The sequence below is a fragment of the Bradyrhizobium sp. Kon58 genome, from assembly GCF_055807455.1.
Genome location: NZ_JBVVOT010000023.1, coordinates 35567 through 55818 on the forward strand (window position 1 = coordinate 35567; position 20252 = coordinate 55818).

Annotated in this window: 18 protein-coding genes; 10 read left to right on the top strand and 8 right to left on the bottom strand. The window is 60.1% G+C overall.

The window, feature by feature from the left end:
• Positions 1-690: 690 nt before the first annotated feature.
• From gmd to AC0L20_RS28925, 4 genes are all read left to right on the top strand, one after another.
• A complete protein-coding gene (gene gmd / locus AC0L20_RS28910; protein WP_007606768.1) occupies positions 691-1761 on the top strand; it encodes a GDP-mannose 4,6-dehydratase in 1071 nt (356 codons plus the stop codon).
• Positions 1742-2692 (top strand): GDP-L-fucose synthase family protein, encoded by a 951-nt coding sequence (locus AC0L20_RS28915; RefSeq protein WP_007606770.1) that lies wholly within the window; start codon positions 1742-1744, stop codon positions 2690-2692. The genes gmd and AC0L20_RS28915 overlap by 20 nt, the downstream gene beginning before the upstream one ends.
• 350 nt (positions 2693-3042) lie before the next feature.
• A complete protein-coding gene (locus AC0L20_RS28920) occupies positions 3043-3369 on the top strand; it encodes a hypothetical protein (protein ID WP_007606772.1) in 327 nt (108 codons plus the stop codon).
• An 856-nt stretch (positions 3370-4225) separates the two neighbouring features.
• The gene (locus tag AC0L20_RS28925) at positions 4226-4516 is read left to right on the top strand and encodes a hypothetical protein (protein ID WP_007606774.1); all 291 of its coding nucleotides are present in this window, start codon (positions 4226-4228) and stop codon (positions 4514-4516) included.
• 39 nt (positions 4517-4555) lie between these two features.
• On the opposite strand, the gene AC0L20_RS28930 is transcribed toward AC0L20_RS28925, so the two are convergent.
• The 3 genes from AC0L20_RS28930 to AC0L20_RS28940 all read right to left on the bottom strand — a co-directional run bounded on the left by AC0L20_RS28930 (position 4556) and on the right by AC0L20_RS28940 (position 5863).
• Positions 4556-5293, bottom strand: coding sequence for a metallophosphoesterase family protein (locus AC0L20_RS28930; protein ID WP_473294075.1), 738 nt, complete (start codon positions 5291-5293; stop codon positions 4556-4558).
• A 115-nt stretch (positions 5294-5408) separates the two neighbouring features.
• Entirely contained in the window at positions 5409-5561 is a 153-nt protein-coding gene (locus tag AC0L20_RS28935) for a hypothetical protein (protein WP_473294076.1), read from the bottom strand.
• A gap of 113 nt (positions 5562-5674) precedes the next feature.
• Entirely contained in the window at positions 5675-5863 is a 189-nt protein-coding gene (locus tag AC0L20_RS28940; protein WP_157234064.1) for a hypothetical protein, read from the bottom strand.
• A gap of 39 nt (positions 5864-5902) precedes the next feature.
• Between AC0L20_RS28940 and AC0L20_RS28945 the strand changes: the two genes are divergently transcribed.
• Complete coding sequence (locus tag AC0L20_RS28945; RefSeq protein ID WP_007606776.1) at positions 5903-7333, top strand: undecaprenyl-phosphate glucose phosphotransferase; 1431 nt, start codon at positions 5903-5905, stop codon at positions 7331-7333.
• 37 nt (positions 7334-7370) lie between these two features.
• Here the strand turns inward: AC0L20_RS28945 and AC0L20_RS28950 are convergent, their stop codons facing one another.
• The 4 genes from AC0L20_RS28950 to AC0L20_RS28965 form a co-directional block, all read right to left on the bottom strand.
• Positions 7371-7658, bottom strand: a complete 288-nt coding sequence (locus tag AC0L20_RS28950; RefSeq protein ID WP_007606777.1) for a hypothetical protein — start codon at positions 7656-7658, stop codon at positions 7371-7373.
• A 289-nt stretch (positions 7659-7947) separates the two neighbouring features.
• Positions 7948-8896 (bottom strand): IS630 family transposase gene (locus AC0L20_RS28955; RefSeq protein ID WP_088930964.1). Its coding sequence is split into 2 segments (ribosomal slippage): positions 7948-8559 and positions 8561-8896, totalling 948 coding nucleotides; the frame shifts between segments, so codons are not numbered across the junction.
• Positions 8897-9198: 302 nt separating this feature from the next.
• A complete protein-coding gene (locus AC0L20_RS28960) occupies positions 9199-11430 on the bottom strand; it encodes a Wzz/FepE/Etk N-terminal domain-containing protein (RefSeq protein WP_473294077.1) in 2232 nt (743 codons plus the stop codon).
• Between the two features lie 32 nt (positions 11431-11462).
• The gene (locus AC0L20_RS28965; protein WP_231171083.1) at positions 11463-12200 is read right to left on the bottom strand and encodes a hypothetical protein; all 738 of its coding nucleotides are present in this window, start codon (positions 12198-12200) and stop codon (positions 11463-11465) included.
• 448 nt (positions 12201-12648) lie between these two features.
• Here AC0L20_RS28965 and AC0L20_RS28970 point away from each other — a divergent pair, with 448 nt between their 5' ends.
• The 4 genes from AC0L20_RS28970 to AC0L20_RS28985 are packed head-to-tail and all read left to right on the top strand — an operon-like array spanning position 12649 to position 17400.
• A complete protein-coding gene (locus AC0L20_RS28970; RefSeq protein WP_456769695.1) occupies positions 12649-13851 on the top strand; it encodes an acyltransferase family protein in 1203 nt (400 codons plus the stop codon).
• 7 nt (positions 13852-13858) lie between these two features.
• Positions 13859-15196 (top strand): hypothetical protein, encoded by a 1338-nt coding sequence (locus tag AC0L20_RS28975; protein ID WP_007606786.1) that lies wholly within the window; start codon positions 13859-13861, stop codon positions 15194-15196.
• A gap of 6 nt (positions 15197-15202) precedes the next feature.
• On the top strand, positions 15203-16312 hold the full coding sequence (locus AC0L20_RS28980; protein ID WP_007606788.1) for an acyltransferase family protein: 1110 nt from the start codon (positions 15203-15205) through the stop codon (positions 16310-16312).
• Positions 16309-17400, top strand: coding sequence for an acyltransferase family protein (locus AC0L20_RS28985; RefSeq protein ID WP_007606789.1), 1092 nt, complete (start codon positions 16309-16311; stop codon positions 17398-17400). Before AC0L20_RS28980 ends, AC0L20_RS28985 begins: the two co-directional genes overlap by 4 nt.
• A gap of 21 nt (positions 17401-17421) precedes the next feature.
• Here the strand turns inward: AC0L20_RS28985 and AC0L20_RS28990 are convergent, their stop codons facing one another.
• On the bottom strand, positions 17422-18567 hold the full coding sequence (locus AC0L20_RS28990; RefSeq protein ID WP_473294078.1) for a glycosyltransferase family 4 protein: 1146 nt from the start codon (positions 18565-18567) through the stop codon (positions 17422-17424).
• A 219-nt stretch (positions 18568-18786) separates the two neighbouring features.
• On the opposite strand from AC0L20_RS28990, the gene AC0L20_RS28995 reads away from it, so the two are divergent.
• Positions 18787-20244: a lipopolysaccharide biosynthesis protein gene (locus AC0L20_RS28995; protein WP_007606791.1), complete on the top strand. Its 1458-nt coding sequence runs from the start codon at positions 18787-18789 to the stop codon at positions 20242-20244.
• Positions 20245-20252: the final 8 nt, after the last annotated feature.

A 20252-nucleotide genomic window follows, 5' to 3' on the forward strand; every position in this document is an offset into this window, starting at 1 on the left:
TAAGCTCCAAAAAGTGCCCGCTCGGTTCGGATAATTGACCGGGGGCGCGTCCGGCGAGCGCGAGCAGCGCGCCAGGGTGGACAACTTCCGCTACCTGGCGCCACGGGCATGTTGAGAGGGATGAATGATGTCGAGTTCGGTCCAGTTGCTGACACGCCTTGTCTTGGTCGCGGCCTGCCTATCCAGTTTGTCTACGTCAGCGGAGGCCGCCAAAGGCCATCGCCACCCGTACGCTCCAAGTGGTTTTGTTGCTGGTGTAAGGGGCGGAAACCCGCTGTCGGTTCCTTTTTTTGGGCGCGGCTGGTATCCCGGGACAGTTCATTATTACGGCCCCCCCGACGGCTGGTGCTGCCGCGCCGCGGTGATCTCCGTCAAATACTAATGTGCGTGCTATCCCACCGATTGGCGTGCGTGGTCGCGCGCCGAAGTGTCCTTGTTTGATTTGCGCAGTCCTGGAGCGAGTTGACGCTCCCGGGGCGTGTTAACTGTGTCACGCAAAAACAAGAGATAGGCTCGACGAAGAGCCTTCCTTTTGACCTGATGGAGACCGAGCCGCTGGCTCGCACCGGGGGTTGACCCAGGAGGCCTTTATGTCCAAGAAGGGCTCAACGTTGCGCGGTATTGTCGACCTCGGAGCCTAGCGCTGGCTCGCTCATGGCCCTCCGTTCTTTGGAGAGCAGTTTTTCGGAAATGGCTAAACCTGTTGCTCTAATTACCGGCGTCACGGGTCAGGATGGCGCTTATCTCGCCGAGCATCTGTTGTCGCTCGGCTATATTGTGCATGGCATCAAACGGCGGGCGTCGTCCTTCAACACCGCGCGCGTTGATCATCTCTATCAGGATCCGCATGTCGGCGACGTGCCGTTTGTGATGCACTACGGCGACATGACTGACTCGACCAACCTGATCCGGCTGGTGCAACAGATCAGGCCGGCCGAAATTTATAATCTTGCCGCACAGAGCCATGTTGGCGTTTCCTTTGAAAGCCCCGAGTACACGGCGAATGCCGACGGCGTGGGCGTATTGCGGCTCCTGGAAGCGATCCGCATTCTTGGTATGGAGAAGGAGACCCGTTTCTACCAGGCGTCGACATCTGAGCTGTATGGTCTCGTTCAGGAGATTCCGCAGAGGGAGACGACCCCATTCTATCCGCGCTCGCCCTATGGCGTTGCCAAGCTCTACGGCTACTGGATCACGGTCAACTACCGCGAGGCCTATGGCATGTTTGCGAGCAATGGGATCCTGTTCAATCACGAGAGTCCACTGCGTGGTGAGACGTTCGTTACTCGAAAGATTACCCGAGGTGTGGCGCGTATCGAAGTGGGAATCGAGGACGTCCTGTATCTCGGCAATCTCGAGGCAAGGCGAGACTGGGGCCATGCCAAGGATTACGTCGAGGGCATGCATCTGATTCTCCAGGCGGATAAGCCCGACGACTTCGTCCTTGCCACAGGCGAGATGCATTCGGTCCGGCACATGGTCGAGCTCGCTTTTTCAGAAGTCGGCCTAAATATCGAATGGCGCGGCAAGGGGATTGACGAGGTTGGCGTCGAAACCAAGAGCGGCAAGACTGTCGTCCGCATCGATCCGACCTATTTTCGGCCCACCGAAGTCGATTTACTCGTCGGCGATGCCAGCAAGGCGCGCGAGCGGCTCGGCTGGAAGCCGAAATACACGTTCCCGCGGCTCGTGCAGGAGATGATGGCAAGCGACCTCAAGGAGGCGATGCGGGAGGCCTCAGGTGGCAAAGCCAGCGTTTGAGCTGAGAGGCAAAAGCGTTTACGTTGCCGGCCATCGCGGTATGGTTGGTAGCGCGCTCGTGCGCCGGCTCGCGCGGGAGGACGTCAGGCTCGTGACGGTCGATCGAAGCGTGGTCGACCTGTGCAATCAGTCTGCGGTGTTCCAGTGGTTCGCCGTGAACCGGCCCCAGGTCGTGTTCTTGGCCGCGGCCAAGGTGGGTGGCATTGTAGCCAACAATACCTTGCGGGCCGAGTTCATCTACGAAAATATCGCGATTGCTACCAACGTGATTCAGGCGGCCCACTTGAACGACGCCGAGAAGCTGATGTTCCTCGGCTCCTCTTGCATATATCCAAAACTTGCGGCTCAGCCCTTGCGCGAGGACGCGGTTCTGACCGGACCGCTCGAACCGACCAACGAGCCTTATGCCATCGCCAAAATCGCCGGCATCAAGATGGCGGAAGCCTATCGTAGCCAGTACGGTCGCGATTTCATCAGCGTCATGCCGACCAATCTGTATGGCCCCGGTGACAACTACGACGCGAAATACAGCCATGTCGTTGCGGCACTGATCCGCCGGTTTCACGAGGCCAAGCTGTCAGGCGCGGCAACGGTCGATGTTTGGGGAACCGGGACGCCCCGGCGCGAGTTCCTCTTCGTTGACGATATGGCAGACGCCTGCGTGCATCTTATGAAAACCTATTCGTCCGGCGAGCTTATCAATGTTGGCAGCGGAGAGGACATTACTATTGCCGAGTTTGCCCGTACTGTCGCAGCGATAGTCGGCTATCGCGGCGAGATCACGTTCGATCCGACCCGGCCGGACGGCACGCCTCGCAAGCTGCTGGATGTCAGCCGTCTTGCCGCGCTCGGTTGGTGCGCCCAGACCTCACTCGAGGACGGTATTCGGCTGGCTTATTTTGCTTATCTGGCGACTACCGCTCCGTCGTAGCCACGTTGGACACTAGCTCAGGGCGCAGGGCTCCCAGACATTCACCTACGATCGGCTGGCGGCTCTACGCGTCCATTTTCGCACGGCAGGTTCATCACCTCTGGCAATCCGCCCGGGTTAGCTGCAGACGGTCCAGTTCGTTCGGCAGGCGAAGCCGATGGTGCAGACCTCCGATCCGGCGCTGACGATCGACGACCGGTGCTGCCATTCGTCGGCTTCGTGAGTACGAACAGTGGGTCTCGGGCGTGATCTCCCTCTCCATCACGGAGCAGAATCTAAGAAAAACTCGATGCCCAATTTAAGCCATTATTAGAATATCGCCGCTAGAAAAGATGTGATTTGGCGGAGCAATGAACGTGACGACCTTTTATCTGAGCGCGATGCTCGTCGGTATGGTTCTTGGAATCCGTTTCCGGTTCGTTGTGTTATTTCCAGCCATTGCCGCTGGGTGCGTCATCGTAGCTCTGATCGCGATGGGCGCTGGTGAAAGTGTGTCAGATGCGGCACTCTCGATGATCGCGACTGCCTGTCTGCTCCAGCTTGGCTATGTCTGTACGTCACTCGTTGCGGCGCCATTTTTCAGGGGCGAGGAGCCGAGCGAGGGGCGTGAAACCAAGCCTTCCCGATTGAATGGAAGCGCCGATCCGCATCGCTCGACGTCCAGGTTCGCGGGCTGATACGCCAGTCCAGAAGGACGTGGCGGGCAACGGGTCCAGTTCCGCCCTGGGCCCCAAGCGGGCGCGGCGACACAATGAAGTCGCCGCTGCCGAGCGTCGTCGCCGCGACATTCTTGAGCAGGATCGCATCGAGCGAAATTCAGAAGATTCGATGCCGCGAAACGCGCCATCGATTGATCAGTTGCATCGCCTGCCTGCTCAAGCCCGCTTTCCGCGCCATGTTCGGCTAAGGTCGGAGAGCGGTCGAACGCGGGTGGCGTGCCGCGCGGATCTGAACTTTCGCTAGTTGACCAGTCTTGCCGAATGCCGACAAAGATAACTGAAGATCAGAGCTTTCTGCTTTTGCTCCCATTGGATCGCGCCCGGCAGCGAATGGAGGGACCGACGATTGTCGTGATCGCGATGCTCCGTAGAGACATCGGAATAGCTTTGTGAGAAGCTGCGCGTCGCTTCTTGGGGGATGGCACTCCGGATTGAATTGAAATCCAGAGAACAACGCCATGCGTCTCGGCTCAGGTACGAACAATCTTTCAGCACTGGTCAAGATCGAGAACCATGATGTCGACACACTGGTTGCTCTTCATGGGCGTCGCACTCTCCAGGGATGGTCTCAAGGGTTCTGCAATGGCGTCTGCCTCAATCTCCGTGTCGATTTTCTGCGCCGGCGCCTTTTTAGGCTATGCTCTTCGCGCCTGGCGAAACCAGCGGGACATCGAGATTTCATCCGCTCGCTCTTCGCATCGGTCCGTTCGCTCGCTACGGATCTCGACCTTCGGACATGCCCGACGGGCGTTCTAGCCTCGTTCGTTTGCGCGAAACCTTCGCAAGACTGAGCATCGGAAGGGGGTACAAAGGCATGACCGAGGCGAGGAAGGACGCTCCGCGGCGATACATCGTCAACGGAGCTGGGCAGCGCGTGCTCGTGGGCCTCACGACCTCGGAAACCATCGAATTCGAGCGGTTGGACAACCCGCAAGTCGAATTCGAGGCCGGTGCCGTGCCTGACCAGGGGCGGTTGGAGGAGCATTGCCCCGGGCGCACCGCGAGCGCGCAACGCTGGCTGGAGCTTTACGGCAAACATGAACGCGCCTGGAGCGTTTGGATTGCTGAGAGCCGGGCGCACTTGCATCCACACGTGCTCAATTAGCTGGCAAAGGCGGGATCAGCAAGGCTCCCGTCCAATCGTTTATACCGCGAGCATGCTGCTTCCCTGAATGCTCATCAAAGTGAGATTGCCAGTTGCATAGGCTCCCGTATCTATATTGACGCGATTAGCGAGGAACTCGGCGCTGCGGACCGGCGTATGACCGTGTACAATGTATTTGTCGAACTGCTCGTCGCTTCTCAGGAATTCTTCACGAATCCAGAGTAAGTCACGCTCGGTTTGCTCGGCCAACGGAACCCCTGGTCGAACTCCGGCATGAACGAAGAAAAAGTCTCCACAACTGAAGCTCAGCCGCAGATTGTCGAGGAATTCCAGATGCTCAGGCGGCATTGCGCGAATCAGGTCGCGCAGGATCGAGGCCGGTTTGTCGCGGGTCAGGTCCGGCGGCGCGAGCCCGTAGGACACCAATGTCTGGGTGCCGCCGACGGCGATCCAATCCTCGAACAATGAAGGGTCATCGAAGACCCTCACCAGAAATGCCTCGTGATTCCCTTTGAGGAAAACCGCGTTGCCCCGGCGGTTTCGTTCGATCAGGACGTCGAGGGTGGCGCGCGTATCCGGGCCGCGATCGATGTAATCGCCCATGAAGACCTCGATCGCGTAGCGCGGCCGGCTGCACGCAACGTCGGCGTCGATCACGCGCAACATGGGCTGGAGCAGATGCGCGCATCCGTGAATGTCCGAGATCGCGTAGATGCGGACTCCCTCCGGCAATTGCGGTTTGGGAACAGGCGGGCGTGGTCGGGAGAGAGATATCATGGCGCTCAATCGATCGGGTGGTCGAAAAATTTCCCCAAGTCGCCGGCACCGGAGAGCTCCCATCTAACACGAACAACGTGAAGTCGGTGGAGAGCGCCCTTGTTGTCCGGCTCGATCACGCCAAAAGAAGGGCGGCAGCTTTTGCCCACCTTGTCATACGATCGCGGTGCGAACGGTCGGCCCGTAAGAATTGCATCGCTGAAGGCGAGAGCGCGGCAAAATGCATGCCGGAACGCAATCCGCATCGCACGCCCAGATAGAAAATCATCGAAATTCTCGCAAATGACTCATCGTGCTCCGCCGAAGGATTGCATCGCCTGAAAGATGAGCGAAGAGGTGCTCGCGCGACGGCAAAGCATCGCGACGGACGCGGGACTTGATTCAAAATGGGGCAGCGCGTTCGCTCATATGTCGGCACTGTGACGACATTTTCAGCGCGTCAAGTTTCGCTTCGCATTTCAACACGGCAACATCATTCGTGCGCCGCAAAAGTTTTGCGTGCAGCGCCACAATGTCGCTGCGATCACGCAACACGTTCTGCGCGGGGAAGTGACGAGTCTTCAGCATCACGATGAGCGTCAGACACTCTCTCGATAGGTAGAGGTTCGAATGGCTGTTGCAACTTACGGTTCTGAAAACGCTCACGCGCTGTCGTCGACGCGAGGTGGCGCTCTTCAGAGGCCATTTCAGATTGTCGTCATGGCTGCTGACTTTCTGCTGATCCTGTTGAGCTATGCCGCCGGGGCTTCGCTGTACGGCGCGGCCGTCGCTTCGCCCACCGACGGCGCTCCGGTGGGAGCGGGATTATTCGTCGGCGTGGTGTTCGTTGCGGTCGCCTATTTCAGGGACGTTTATGCCACGCACCGGCTGCTCAATATCGTCTGGCAGCTTCGAAAGGCGGTGTTTATCTGGCTTACGTCACTAACGATCCTTGCCGTTGCTGCCTTCTTGCTGAAATCGACCGACAATCTGTCCCGCGGCACCGTCATCGTGTTCGCCGTGATCGGCGGACTTGGCTTGGTCAGCCTTCGCTTCGTCTGGCAGGCGGTGTTCGGTACGAGCTTTGCGAGAAGCCGGCTGGTCGATCGCAAGGTGATCCTGCTCAGCCTCAAGCCGCTCGATTTCACCTCCAGCCGCTTCAAGGACCTGCGGAGAAACGGCTTCGACGTCATGCGCCATTTCGTGCTTGGCGACGAGCGGGATGACGGCCATTGGGAGCGGCAGATTCGCGATGTGATCCGTCAGTCGCGCTCGGCCGACGTCGATGAATACCTGCTTGCGATCGACTGGGACGAATTGCCGATGCTCCGCAAGCTCGGGCCCTATCTGCGCGCAGTCCCGCAGCCGATACGCCTGCTGCCGGACGATCCGATCGCCGACCTGGTGGCTCGTCCCTTCCTGCCGGTTAGTGGAACCGTAGCGGTCGAAATCCAGCGGCCGCCGCTCACCATTCTCGAGCGGTTGCAGAAGCGCTGTCTCGATGTCGGCGTGGCTCTGTTCGCGCTCGTGATCCTGACGCCGCTGCTGCTCACCGTTGCCGTGCTGATCAAGCTTGATTCCCCGGGGGCGGTCATATTTCGCCAGTCGCGCCGCGGCTTCAATGGCAGGCCGTTCGAGATCTGGAAGTTCCGCAGCATGACCGTTTGCGAGAACGGCGAGGCGATTGCCCAGGCGACCAAGCAGGATGCCCGCGTCACCAAGATCGGGCGCTTCCTCCGTATGACGAGCATCGACGAATTGCCGCAGCTCTGGAACGTGATGCGCGGGGACATGTCGCTGGTCGGGCCGCGTCCGCACGCACTTGCTCATGACAATTACTACGACGAGCTCATCAGCAAGTACGTTTACCGCCACCACATGAAGCCGGGCCTGACGGGCTGGGCCCAGGTGAACGGCTTCAGGGGGGAAACGCCGACGATCGATCTGATGGAGAAACGGGTCGAGTATGATGTCTGGTACGTCAGCAACTGGAGCATCTGGCTCGACCTGAAGATCATGGTCCGGACAGCGTCCGCCGTGATGTTCCAGGAAGCCTACTAGCCGCTCAGCCCTTCACTGCCGGAACCGGATCGAAGAATCAGGTTCCGTCTCTCGACGACCTGCTGAAGAGCCGCATGATCGCATCGCGCAAGGCGAGCAATGGCGGCACCAGCACGAAGAAAGCCCCCATCGCAACGGAAACGATGACATAGCGGGCCGAGAAGGGTTCGTCCTGCTCGATTTCCCGCTGGCTCCGGTCGATGGGCTCGGGCGAGAGCGTCGTCGCCATCGCCTGCGGGCGCGGTTTGCGCGGGGGAACAACGATCAACACAAACAGGATGTTGAGCATAACCCAAATCATCAGAATTGTCAGGACAATCAGCATTCCGAGCCCACCGGCAAAGAACTAAAAATATAGGCTAAGACTAGCCTCACGGAACCCAGAAAGAAAGATGCTAAAAAGTTTCGGCATTTTGACGCATCGAGGACCCGGATTGCCTCGTCTTGCCGATGAAGGGTTGCCAATTGGCGCATTGTCCTAACCATCGTTGTCTCGCCAATCCTTGCTTTTGGCTATGCCAACAACCGTAGTTTGTGGATTCCGGACGAATACGGGGGCCTCAGCTGTCGCGGTGGGCTCGGCGCAATCGTCGGTCTCGTGCGCCTAGAGCGTTTCACATTTTGACTGAACCATAACCAGCGTTAGCGAAAAAGTTTGCGCATTCGCGCGGCTGGATGTCTTGGACGAGGTGACCGATGTGGCGCCAAGTCTCCTCGATGGTGCGCTTCTGAGCCTGCCGCATCCAGTGTTTGATCTTGGCGAAAGCCTGTTCGATCGGATTGAGGTCGGGTGAGTATGGCGGCAGGTACCAGAGCCTGGCGCCAGCAGCCTTGATGATCTGCCTGACAGCTTTCGACTTGTGGCTACCGAGATTGTCGAGAATGACGATGTCGCCATCGCGCAGGGTTGGCAGGAGAAGGTGCTCGACATAGGCGCGGAAACATTCGCCGTTGATCGGCCCGTCAAAGACGCAAGGGGCCGTGAGTTGGTCATGGCGGAGCGCGCCGAGGAACGTGAGGGTGCGCCAGTGACCGTGCGGCGCGAAGCCGCGCAGGCGGGCGCCTTTGGGCCCCCAGCCCCGCAAAGGGGCCATGTTGGTCTTGATCCAGGTCTCATCGATAAAGACGAGCCGGCCCGGGTCGAGCCCGGCCTGCCAGGATCGCCAGCGCCGGCGCCTACGAGAGACGTCGGCGCGAGCCTGTTCGAGGGCGAACAGTGTTTTTTTTGAACCGAAGCCCTTCCCGGCGCAGGAACAGCCAGACCGCATTGTGGGAGACCTTGACCCCGCAGGCTGCCAGTTCCGCTTTCAAAGCATGTAGCGTCAGGTGCGGCGTCTGAGTAATCCGCTCGACAATGAAGGCGCGGTGCGGATCAAGCACAGGCTTGCGGTGACCGCCCATCTTGCCGGGCGCAACCGAGCCGGTCGCCCGCTGCCGCTGTGACCACTTCACAACCGACGAGACCGCAACACCAAACCTTTCCGCCACAGACCGGCAGCTCTCGCCCGCCAAAACAGACGCCACCACACGCTCGCGAAGATCCAGGGAAAGAGGTCGGGTCATCCGATGCTGGCCTCCAATCCAGTCAGCATCTTGAATCACAAACCGCCAAAAACCGGAATCCCCTCCGATTCAATTAAGCAATGGAACGCTCTAGGAGCCCTCGATCGCCTTCAAGCGACAGTTCCACGAAACGCAAAAAGGCCCGCTGCCAAATGGCCGCGGGCCCGAGGTCGTTCCAGTTCGGCGCGACGTCGCGCCTCCTAAAAAGGCGATGCGATCAGGATGAATCGTCATCGCGCTTTGGGTCGTGGTCTAAGCAAGATCTTTTCGGATAGCCGCCGTGCACTTTTCCGAACCATGCTTTAGGCATGCTCGACGTAGTAACTGTTGTGGTGCTTGCCCTTGTAAGCCTCGATGCGCTTGAGCATCTTCGGGTTGGCGCGGTTGAGCACGGCGCCGAGCAATTTCTTCTGCAGGACTTCCGATCCCGAAATCGATTCCTGAAGAGCGCTTCGTGTCGTCTGCCCCCATTCGATCACGTAGACCATGGCGTCGATCAGGAAGCTGACGGCCTTTGCATCCGCCACCGGCATCACCGGCGCCAGGTCGATCACGATGTACTCATAGTGCTCTTTCAGCACCTTGAGCAGCTCGGCCATCGCCTTCGATCCAATGACGTCGGCCGAATTGACCATGCGGGAGGCCACCACGGACGGCAGGAAATCAAGCCCCGTCTCCTTGCTTCGCTGCACGTGGTAGCCCAGGCTGGCCGGATCGTTGAGCGCCTCGACCAGTCCGGTCGTGGCGTTCGGCGCGAGCTCGCGCGTGAGTGAGCGCGTGTGCAGGTCGCCGTCGATCAGGACCGTGCGATGTCCGGTGAGCGCGACCAACTGGGCGAAGTTGGCCGCCACCGTCGTTTTTCCCTCCTTGGGGAGAGACGATACGATGCCGATCACCTTGATCTCGCGGGTCAGGCGCGCAACGTCGATCGACACCTTGATGTTGCGCAACGTCTCGGCAAACCGCGAGAATGGATGATCGACGACGTAGCGGGACAGGTTGGGTGGACCGGTCTTCGCGGACGTCGACAACAACGCGCCGGTCTTGGTCGGTGGACGAATGTCGGGCAGGACGCCGAGGCACTTCACGCCGAGCTCATCCTCGACCTCTCCGGGCGTCCGCAAGACATCGCTCAGCATTTCACGCCCGAATGCGACGCCGAAGCCGAGGCAGAGGCCGCCCACCAGGCCGCCAACCAGCGCCAGAACCGTACGCGGCGAGCTCTTGCGATCCGGCTTGTTGGCAGTGCTGATGAGTCGCGACTCGCTGAGCGGAAAGCTCTGATTCTGCGTCGCGCTTTGCAGCTTCTCGAGGAAATTGTTGTAGAGATTGCGATAGGTGTCGGCCGCGCTTTCGAGGTCGCGCAACTGGACCTCGGCCTGGCCGGTGTGGCCGGCCTGGGCGACGAGATCCTTCACGCTATTGTCGAGAGAAGCCTCCCGGCTCTTGGCGATCTCGTAGTCGCTACGATAAGCGTCTCCGATCCGATGCAGTTCGTCCGCCATGTTCTTGCGGATTTCCTCCATCTTATTGGCCACATTGACGGCGGCAAGATGGGCCTTGCCATAACGCTTGGACCAATCGGCATACTGAGCTGCGAGATCGAGGTATTGCGCGCGCAGGCGGGTGATGACCGAATTGTTGAGAGCGTCGGTCACGGTGGATTGTGCGACATCCTGGTCCGAAATCGTGTTGATCCGGTCGAGTTTGGCCTTGGCTTCGGCCGTCGCCGCGCGCGCCTGAACCAGCTGCGTATTGAGGTCAGACAATTGCTGTTCGGACATCAGGCCGCGGCTGGTTCCGACGATGTTGTGCTCGGCCTTGAAGGTCTGCACGGCACGGTCGCTGGTGGTTGCCTGCTCACTCAGCTCGATGCTGCGCTGCTGAAGCCATTCGGTTGCCCGCTTGGTGGACTGATATTTGGCTTCCAGCGCGCCGACCAGATAGGCATTGGCAATGGTGTTGACGATCTTGGCGGCCTTGTCGGGGCTGCGGGAGCGATAGTTTAGCGACAAGACATAGGTCGTCAGGACGCGCTCGGTTCTCAGGTTCTTCTGGACCGCCTCGACCACGGCATGTTCGAGCTGCTCCTGCGACCCCGGTTCGCCGGAACTGAACAGCGACATGACCTTGCCCAGGACAATGGACAGAAGGCCCGGTTTGGAGCCGTTGAACTCCGGATCCTCAGTCAACTTCAGGCGACGGACGACCGAAAGGATCAGGTCGTCCGAATTGATCACCTCGACCTGGCTGTCGACGTAGCCTGTGTCGATCAGGGCGCTGTTGGCGTTGCTGTCCTTGTCCAGCACCTGGGCCTGGCGCGTATCCATCATGATGCGGGCATTCGCCGTGTACATGGGTTGCGCCGTGACCAGATAGACGATCACCAGGGCCAGCGAAGCACCAGTACAGGCTGCGATGATCGGCCATTGCCGGCGCAGGACGTCGGTCACGCGCTCGAAGCTGAGGACGGCCCCGCCGAATTCGATGCCGAATCGGTGTCCCGACTGGAAATGTTCTCTAGGCTGATACATTTGCTAATTCGCTGCCTTTTGACGATCGCTGATCAATTCGGAAGGGGGACGGGCTTGAACGGGTTGGCCAGCTTGGTCTTCCACTCGCCTTCGAGCAGCGCCCCGCCTCGAGGCGGTTGCGCCGGGCCCTTGTCTTGCGATTGCGCCTGGGCGCCGGAGGCGTCGTCTCCCGCGGCGGCATAGCCTGCCTGCACGCTGAGATCGCCGATCCGCTGCACGAAATCTCTGATCTTGCGTGCGGCGTCCGGCTTCTTCGACGTGCATCGCCCTTCGGCAATCCTCAGCGCGGCGCCGATGGACGAGCGATCGGTTGAAGCCGAAGTGGAGATGAGCGTCTGAACGGACGGCAACACCGACGGGCTTGTGGCGATATAGTTGGAGAGCCGATATCTCAGCTTCTCCTTGTCATTGCGCAGCCGCTCCAGGAGCGAGGAGGGCGATTTTACGAATGTGTCGAGTTCGAGCTGTGAGGCACGATCGGAAAATTCGACGCACTGGGCGCGGCAAGCATCGATACTCCCGACCATCAAGGCTGAACCTGCCAAGATGATTGGTAGCCATCGCGATCTCGCAAGACAACGTGTTAGTCCGCAACCCATCCGTGTCCCTTCCTCCCTGTTGCAATAGGAGAACACGCGAAACCTGACAGCTAACTGTGTCAATTTTTGTGCGACGCAAAAGCTGAGTGCATGTGCTCTAAGACAACGCGTGCATTGCCTTTTCCCGATCGGTTGCAAAATGGAGATATGCAATGCCTGCGAGATCGGCATGCCTCCGCCTAGGAATGTTGCAGACTGATTTGAGGCGTTGCATGTCGAAGTGCCTCGGGCATGCGTCGCAAAACCGACACAAGTCGTTACGCGAGTCATTGTTCCCGGCTGCGAAAAATTATCAGGCGATATGCGGGGCAGCGTGCATGCGAAAGGATCAAAACTCTTTGTGGTCGCGTTGATCGCAGCAGCGTCGAATTTCGCGCACACTTTGCACGTAAATACTCGCAATCATCACGTCCGAAGTGACTTGCGCGCCGGCGCAGGTCGATCTCACGTAAAAAGTGGCGTGAACTTGGCGATCGCATGTCCGAATGATCTGCGAGCCTTGAAATTATCGTCGACCCTCATGCGTCGAATGCGAGCCCGCGATCGCAGAGATTGAACACGCGCAAGACCTGATACACACTGCTGCGGTGCAATAGCTGGGAATGTTGATGTGACGGAGATGGTTCATCGTGAGAAGGCGCATGTCCTGCCGCTCGACAGCATTCGGGGGATCGCCGCGACGTCGGTGGTGATTCACCATCTCCTGCTGATGCCGACCTTCCTCGCGGCGTTCCCGCACAATGCGTGGATCAACTGCTCGTTCTTCAGAAGCTCGTGGCTACTGGTCGATCTGTTCTTCGTTCTCAGCGGGATCGTCATGTCGCTCAGCTACGTCGAGGGCGATTTCGGGCGCTTCTCGCTGCGCGAGTTCATGGTGCGGCGCCTGGCGCGGGTCTATCCGCTGCACATCGTCATGCTGATCGCAAATCTTCTGTTTCGACTTCTGCGGATCGGTTTGGTCATGGCCGGCGTCGTGGTGGCCGCGCCGGCGGCGTTCGAAGTGAACAATGCCTATTCCTTCGGTCTCAACGTCCTGCTGCTGCACTCGATGGGGTTCATCGACTATCTCAGCTGGAATGCGCCAAGCTGGAGCATCAGCGTCGAATTCTATACTTATCTGGTGTTTGGCCTGATCGTGCTGCTTGCCCAGCGCATGCGGTCCCTGCTCTGGTTCTACGTTCTCTGCGGGGCGCTTGCGATCTGCAGTCTGGTCGTCATCATCTTCGTACTGGACAAGAGGAGCCTCGGGCTTCAGACCGATTTCGGCATCCTGCGCTGCTTCGTGAGCTTCTTCCTGGGTGTGCTGACGGTGAGGTTCGTCGACCGCCTGCCGGCCAAGCCGGGTCCTGCCGTGCAGGGCGCGCTGCAATTCGCCGCCATGATCGCCAGCATCGTGCTGGTGTCCCTGTCGGAGACCAATCCTGCGGCAACGTTCCTTGCGCCGGTGACGTTCGCGATCTTCCTCGGCAGCTTGCTGGCCTTTCCGGACGCGCTGCTGGTGCCGCGGATGCTGGTGGTCAAGCCGCTGGTCTGGCTCGGAAAACGGTCCTACTCGATCTACATGGTGCACGCGCTCGTGGTGCTGCTTGCCGAATATTTCGTGCGGGCCGTCGGGGCAGGGCGTATAGCCGCGCTGGATTCGGTCTGGGCGGGCCTGCCGGCGACGTTGAACCTCGTGGTCTCGCTGGCCGCCGTGCTGGCGGTCTCGCACTTCACTTATCTCTACGTCGAAATCCCCGGCGGCAAGCTCATGCGAAATGCGCTCGGAAGCCGTCGGGATTTCGCGCGATCTCCCGCGCAATCGGCGCGGCTGACGAACTGAGCCCGATATGACGATCCTCGCGCTGCATCGGCCGAAAATCACGTTGATCAGCCTCAACATCGAGGCAGTCGCGCTCGGGGCCTATCTGGTCCGCGACGCCTTCGGCGGCGTGATTCGCTATTACACCAGCATCTATCACATGAACGCGCTCTGGTATGTGCCCGACGCCATTGCGCTTCTGTGCCTCATCCAGTTCTTCGTCCATTGCATCTTGCGCAATCGCAGTACCCTGGCGCTCCTGGTCTTGGTGCAGATCATGCTGTCGCTCGTGCTCGGCTATTTCATGCTGGGTACGGTCAACGCAGCAATCTCATCGTTTAAGATGATGCTGCCGGTGTTCGTCGGATTCTGCTTTTGCGATTCGAGCCTCGGCTCGTACAAGAAACTGCTGTCGGTCATCGCCTTGACGTTCTATCTTTCCGTCATCGGAGTGTTGCTGACCAAATTCTATCTCATGCCCTGGGTCGGGTATAAATACGAGTCCTTCGGCGCGGTTCGGGAGGCGGGCCGGCTGTGGTGGGCCTATGGCGGGGACGACCAGCGCCTGATGGGTTTTGCGGCCGACAACACCATGGCCGCCTTCTTCATCCTGGTGTCGTTCGCGATCACGTCTATTCGCATGAGCACCACCTGGTGCCTCCTATTCGGTTCCATTGCGATCTATACCATCAAGCTGACCACGAGCAAGACGACCATGATCGTCCTCGTACTCTATCTGCTTCTGCTCGTGTTCGTGCGGATGCTACCGGAGAGGTCGCGCTTTCCCGCGATCCGGACCATCGCGCTGTGGTCGTATGCCTCGATCTTCGTGCCGTTCTTCATGATCGTGGTTGCTTCCGGGACCGCCGCGGTGCCGCATTCGACCCTTTTCAGCATCCTCGATCGCATCAATAACAGCTGGCAAAAGCCGTTCATCTACATGACGCAGCTCATGCCGATCGGCCTGGTGACCGGCTGCGGTGCAGGCTGCTTCAACTATCCGCAGCAGCTGTTCTCGCCGCTCGCGGCGTTTTGGGTGCCCGTCGACAATTTCTATATCGGGACCTACCTGATGTTCGGTCTGCCGTTCGTCGCGTTCATGGTGATGGTGTTCAGGGCGACCTTCGGCGCGACCGACGTGTACAAGCTGACGCTGATCTTCGTCGTCAATTTGTTCACGATCACGGTGTTGAACTACGGCCCGGCATCCGGCCTCCTGATCATCGCATTGAGCTTCAGCGAGGTGTTTTCGCGCCGCGCTGCCTCCACGCGGGCCGGCGATGCCATACCAATCGTAGTGCGGCCGCCGATGCCGTCATTGGAAGGCTTCCGTCCGGATATGCCGGCGGCAAGCGGAAGCAGGTGAGAACGAATGATGCATAGGCGACTCGCATTCATCGACACGCTGCGCGGCATTGCCGTGTTGTCGGTCCTGGTCCAGCATGTGTTCGAGGTGATCGTCCAGAAGCACCCGACGGGTGCCTATTACTGGCCCATCCACGATGTGTTCGGCTACTACATGAACTTTGGCCGGTTTGGCGTGGTGTTGTTCTTCTTCGTCAGCGGCTTCGTCATTCCGTTCAGCTTCCCGGACAGCGCCACGCCTGTGCGGGATTTTGCCATCAGCCGCTTCTTCCGGCTCTACCCGGCTTACTGGACCTCGCTCATAGTCGGGCTCGTGACGATGCAGCTGCTGGATTCGAAAATCTATCCGTTCGGGCAGATCGCCGCGAACGTGACGATGTTGCAGACCTTCGTGAACGTCCCGAACCTCTGGGTGTTCTATTGGACGCTGGCGATCGAGCTGCTGTTCTATGTCGGATGCACCATTCTGTTTGCGATGGGGCTGCTGAACCGGCGCTTTACGGCGGTGACGATCGTCATTGCGGCCGCGCTGGTCGGAACCACAGCTGCGCTCCTGGTTGAGAACAGGGCCGTTTCCTCGGTGATGGAGGTCGGGCTGAACCTGTCGGCGATGTTCCTGGGCAAGATCATCCGCGACACCGTCATCGGCGGAAAGCTGCGATGGTCCCACGTGGCGGTCTGCACGCTCCTGTATGCGATCTTCGCCATCGCCCTCGCCGATCGGCGGTTCGGAGGCGTCTACCACGAGAATTTCTTCTACAGTTATTCGATCGCAGCGGCCTATGTTTGCGCGGCGCTCGTCTTCATCGGCTTTGCCGTGTTCGGTGAGAGAATGGCGTGGCGCCCGATGGCGTTCGTCGGCGTGATCAGTTATTCGGTCTACCTGATGTCGCCGTTCGTGATCGTCTTCATCCATCGCCTCGTCTGGTTCGGCGACGGGCCGCTCGGATGGGCGATCTTCTTGACCCTGATCCTGGCGTTGTCGATCCTGGTCAGCTGGATGACGTTTACATACGTCGAGAAGCCCAGTATCGCGTTCGGACAAAGGTTTCGCTCGGCACGCAGAAAGAAGGTCGTTCTCGAGCCTGCGCTCAGTACCCAGGGTGCTGCAGAATGAGTAACGCGCCGCACCAGCCGGGCGCCGCCTACGACGGATCGTTCGTTCCGTCGGTCCAGGGGCTGCGCGGCATTGCGGCGCTGAGCGTGCTGATGGATCATTTCTACGACATGCCGAAGGGAGGCATGTACGACATCCCGGATCCCGGCTTCCTCCCGCCACTCTGGCTCTGGCTGCAATCGGTGATCAATGTCGGCGGGCATGGCGTCGAGCTGTTCTTCATGATCAGCGGCTTCCTGATCCCGGCGAGTCTGGTGCGGCACGGCTCGCTGTCGCGCTTCTTCTTCGATCGCGTCCTGCGCATCATGCCGGTGTTCGTCGTCCTGCATCTTGCGCTGTTCGCGATAGGTCCGATCGTCGGCTACAAGTTCTTCCGTGGAATCGACCTGACGAGCTATCTCGGGATCTTCGCGGCCAATCTGTTTTTCGTGCAGGACGCGCTTGGTATGCCCATCGCCCAGCAGAATGCCTGGACACTGACCTATGAGTGGGCGTTCTACATCTGGTTTGCAGTGACGTTCTCGATGCTGCGCGTCGGAGGCAAGATGCTGGCAGCCCCCCTGATCCTGCTGGGCATCGCTTGCCTGCTGCATTGGCCGATCACAGCGTTCTTCTGCGTCGGTATGCTCTACAGCGCCACCGGCTTTCGGATTCGTATTCCGGGACGTCTCGGCTTGGCCGTGGGCCTGGCTTGCGGAGCGGCCATGTATGCAAGCCTGGTGCTGTTTCACCCCTTCGTGGCGTTGCTTCCCGGCTTCCTGCTGTTCGGCATGGTGCTTGCCCCGGAGTCGGGCCTCGGCAAGGCTCTGAGCGTCCCGGCCCTGCAATATGTCGGCAAGATTAGCTACAGCCTCTATCTCGTGCACCCGTTCGTGCTCTTCCCGTTGCAGGTGATCGGCCTGAAGCTGGTCGCAGCCGGCGTCGATCGCTGGCTGCTGTGGGCCGCCTTCATCGTGCTCGGGCTCGTGATGTCGCTGGTCGCAAGCGCGGTCAGTTATGAGCTGATCGAGGTCAGGCTGAGGCGCCTGCTGGACGGCGTGATCCGCGGCATGGTCTTTCGGCCGTTGAAGGTCGGGCAATCGGTTTGAGCCGCCGCGTGCCCGTCGCGGTCAGCTCACGGTACGGCCGGCGAGCTTGTGATAGGACCCCAGCAGCTGTTCGGCGATGTGGTCCCAGTTCAAAATACCCGCCGCGGTTTGCCGTGCGCCGTCGGTCAATGTTGCGGCCAGCGGCTTCGAGGTCAGCACGCGTTCGAGTGCATCGGCCAATGCAGTGGCGTCGCCCGGTGGAACCAGCAGCCCGTTGACTCCGTCGGTGACGACGTCGGGAATGCCGCCGGTGGCGCTGGCAACGACGGGACGAGCATTGCCGTAAGCGGAGGCAAGCACGCCGCTCTGCGTTGCATCCTTGTAGGGCAGGGCGACCACGGTCGCCGACTGAAACAGCTGTCCGGTGTCCGCGGGCGAAATGTAGGCGTTGATGGTCTTGACCGTCGGCATCGCTTCCATCCGCGCCCCGAGCCGGGTCATTTCCGGGCCGCGGCCGGCGACGATCGCCTCATGCGCCACGCCGCGCTTGGCCAGTATGTCGATGGCGTCGATGAAGACGTCGAGGCCCTTGTAGGCCCACATCCGTCCAAAGAACAGGATGCGTGCGGCTTCGGGCGCCGCGACCGTACCTCGGGCCGGTGGAACCATGAGCACGCCGTGCATGCTGGAGACCGTTGCGCCCTTGAAGTCGGGCGAGGCGCGACGAAAACCGGCAATGCAACTCTCGCCATGTGTCGTGACGATCGAGGCTGCGGCGCGCATGCGTCCGCGCCAGCCGTCCTCGCGTGGCGAGGTGCCGGAGCCGCCCTCCGAATGCGGGATAGCATCGTGAACCGTCAGCACCAGGGGAATGCCGAGTGGGCGAAGGAACTGGATCAGCCGGGACGTGTAGATCTCCGGAACTTCGTGACAATGAACGACGTCCGGACGAAACGAAATTATGTCGAAGAAAGAGGCCGGGATCCCGAGCACGCCGCCGCGGCGCAGGCTCAAATCGCGAATCCGGGTTTCGAAGGGAGCCGCAACCGCGATATCGGCCAGTTCCCATTGCTGGTTGGCATCCTTGCGGTTGAGCACGAGCCTGACGTCGCAATGGTGAGCCAATCCCGCAGCGAGCCGGTAGGAATATTCTGCAAAATGCGGTGCGTAGATCGCCACACGCAGGCGTCTGGAATTGGGGATAGAACGCGGGGCGGGCGAATTCATCAAGGCATCCATTTTGCATCACATCGCAGAGAGCGATTGGAGTGTAGTCCACGATTTGAACTCACTTCCACTCTAAATCGGAATCGTGATGGCGCTCATCTGATTGCCATCACTCCGTCGTAATGTCGCGAGCAATCAGTCGCCGTTGTGAGCGGCGACAAGCGGTGGCGCGTCATCATCGTTTCGCGTCGTCTGGATCGAAATTGGGTCGAATTGTTGATGAACGTCACTCGAGGCAGGCAACATCAGGTCGTCGTGGCGCTGTTTTGGTCGCTCGCGCAGAATTGGGGCGGCCGCGCATTGTCGTTCGTGCTGTTCCTGGTGTTGGCTCGACTGCTCGATCCCGCGGATTTCGGCCTCGCGGCGCTGGTCGCCTTCGTCCTGCTGCTTTTGAGCTCCATCGCTGAATTCGGCTTCGGCGATGCGTTGATCCAGCGGCGGACGCTCGAGCCCGCCGATGTGACGCTGCCGTTCTTCTGCTCGTTTGCAGCCTCGGTGCTGCTGGCCGTTCTGATTGCACTCCTCGCGACACATATCGAGCGTTGGTTCGACGTGAAGGGGCTCGCGCCGCTGCTGACGGCCGCCAGTCTCTCGCTTCCGATCGGTACCGCGACCCTGTTCCAGGAGGCGCTCTACAAGCGCCAGATGGACTTTCGCGTGCTCGCGGTCAGGACCATGGTGGCGACAGCCGTCTCCGGCGTCGTTGGGATCGCCTGTGCCTATGCCGGGTTTGGCGCCCTCAGCCTCGTGATCCAGGTGGTCGTTCAGAGCGCGATCAGCGGCTTGTGGCTCTGGAGCCAGCCGCGATGGTTGCCGATGCGCGGCTACGATCTGAAGAGCCTCCGCGAGCTCTCCGGCTACAGCATCCACGTCATGCTGAACCGGCTGCTGGATTTCGCCATCGTGCGGACCATCGACATGATCATCCTGTCGCTCTATGGCGTCGCGGCGCTCGGCATCTACACGGTCGGGGCGAGAGTCTACCTGATCCTGATGCAACTTCTCACCCAGGCGGTCATGGACGTCGCGCTGAGCGCCTTGTCCAGGATCGCGCACGAGCGGGATCGCATCGCAGGCGCTTATCTGCGCAGCGTCAGTCTCGGCGCGCTGATCGGATCTCCCGTCTTCGTGCTGCTCGCGGCGATCGCGCCGGAGTTCTCCCTGCTGCTGTTTGGCGCGAAATGGGGCGGCAGCGAAGCCGTGATGCGGCCGCTGATGCTGATCGGCGCGGTCCAGACGGTGCAGTTCGTCAACAGCGCCTATTTCGGCGCGCTGGGGAAGCCGAACTATGTCTTTGGGCTCAACATCCTGAAATTCTGCACGGTCGTGCCGGCCATGTTCCTGCTTCCGTCGCGCGACATTGGTCAACTGGCCACGATCTTCGCGTTCTCGCAGCTCGTGGTGACCCCCGTCACGTTTGCGCTGGCGCTTCGGCTGCTTGGCTTGAACTGGAGCCAGTTTCTACGTCCCATCGCGGGCTGCCTTTGCGCCATCGTTCTGGCCTACGGCGCGGTCGTGCTGTGCCGGGAGGCGACGCTGGGCATGAACCCCTATTTGCGGATCGGGCTGCTGTCGTCCTGTTTTGGCGCGGCCTATCTGACGGGCCTTCTGCTGTTCTGGCGGAAGCAGCTCCTTTCCCTGATTGATTTCGTCGTGAAGCGCGGTGCGACCGCTTGATGAAGACG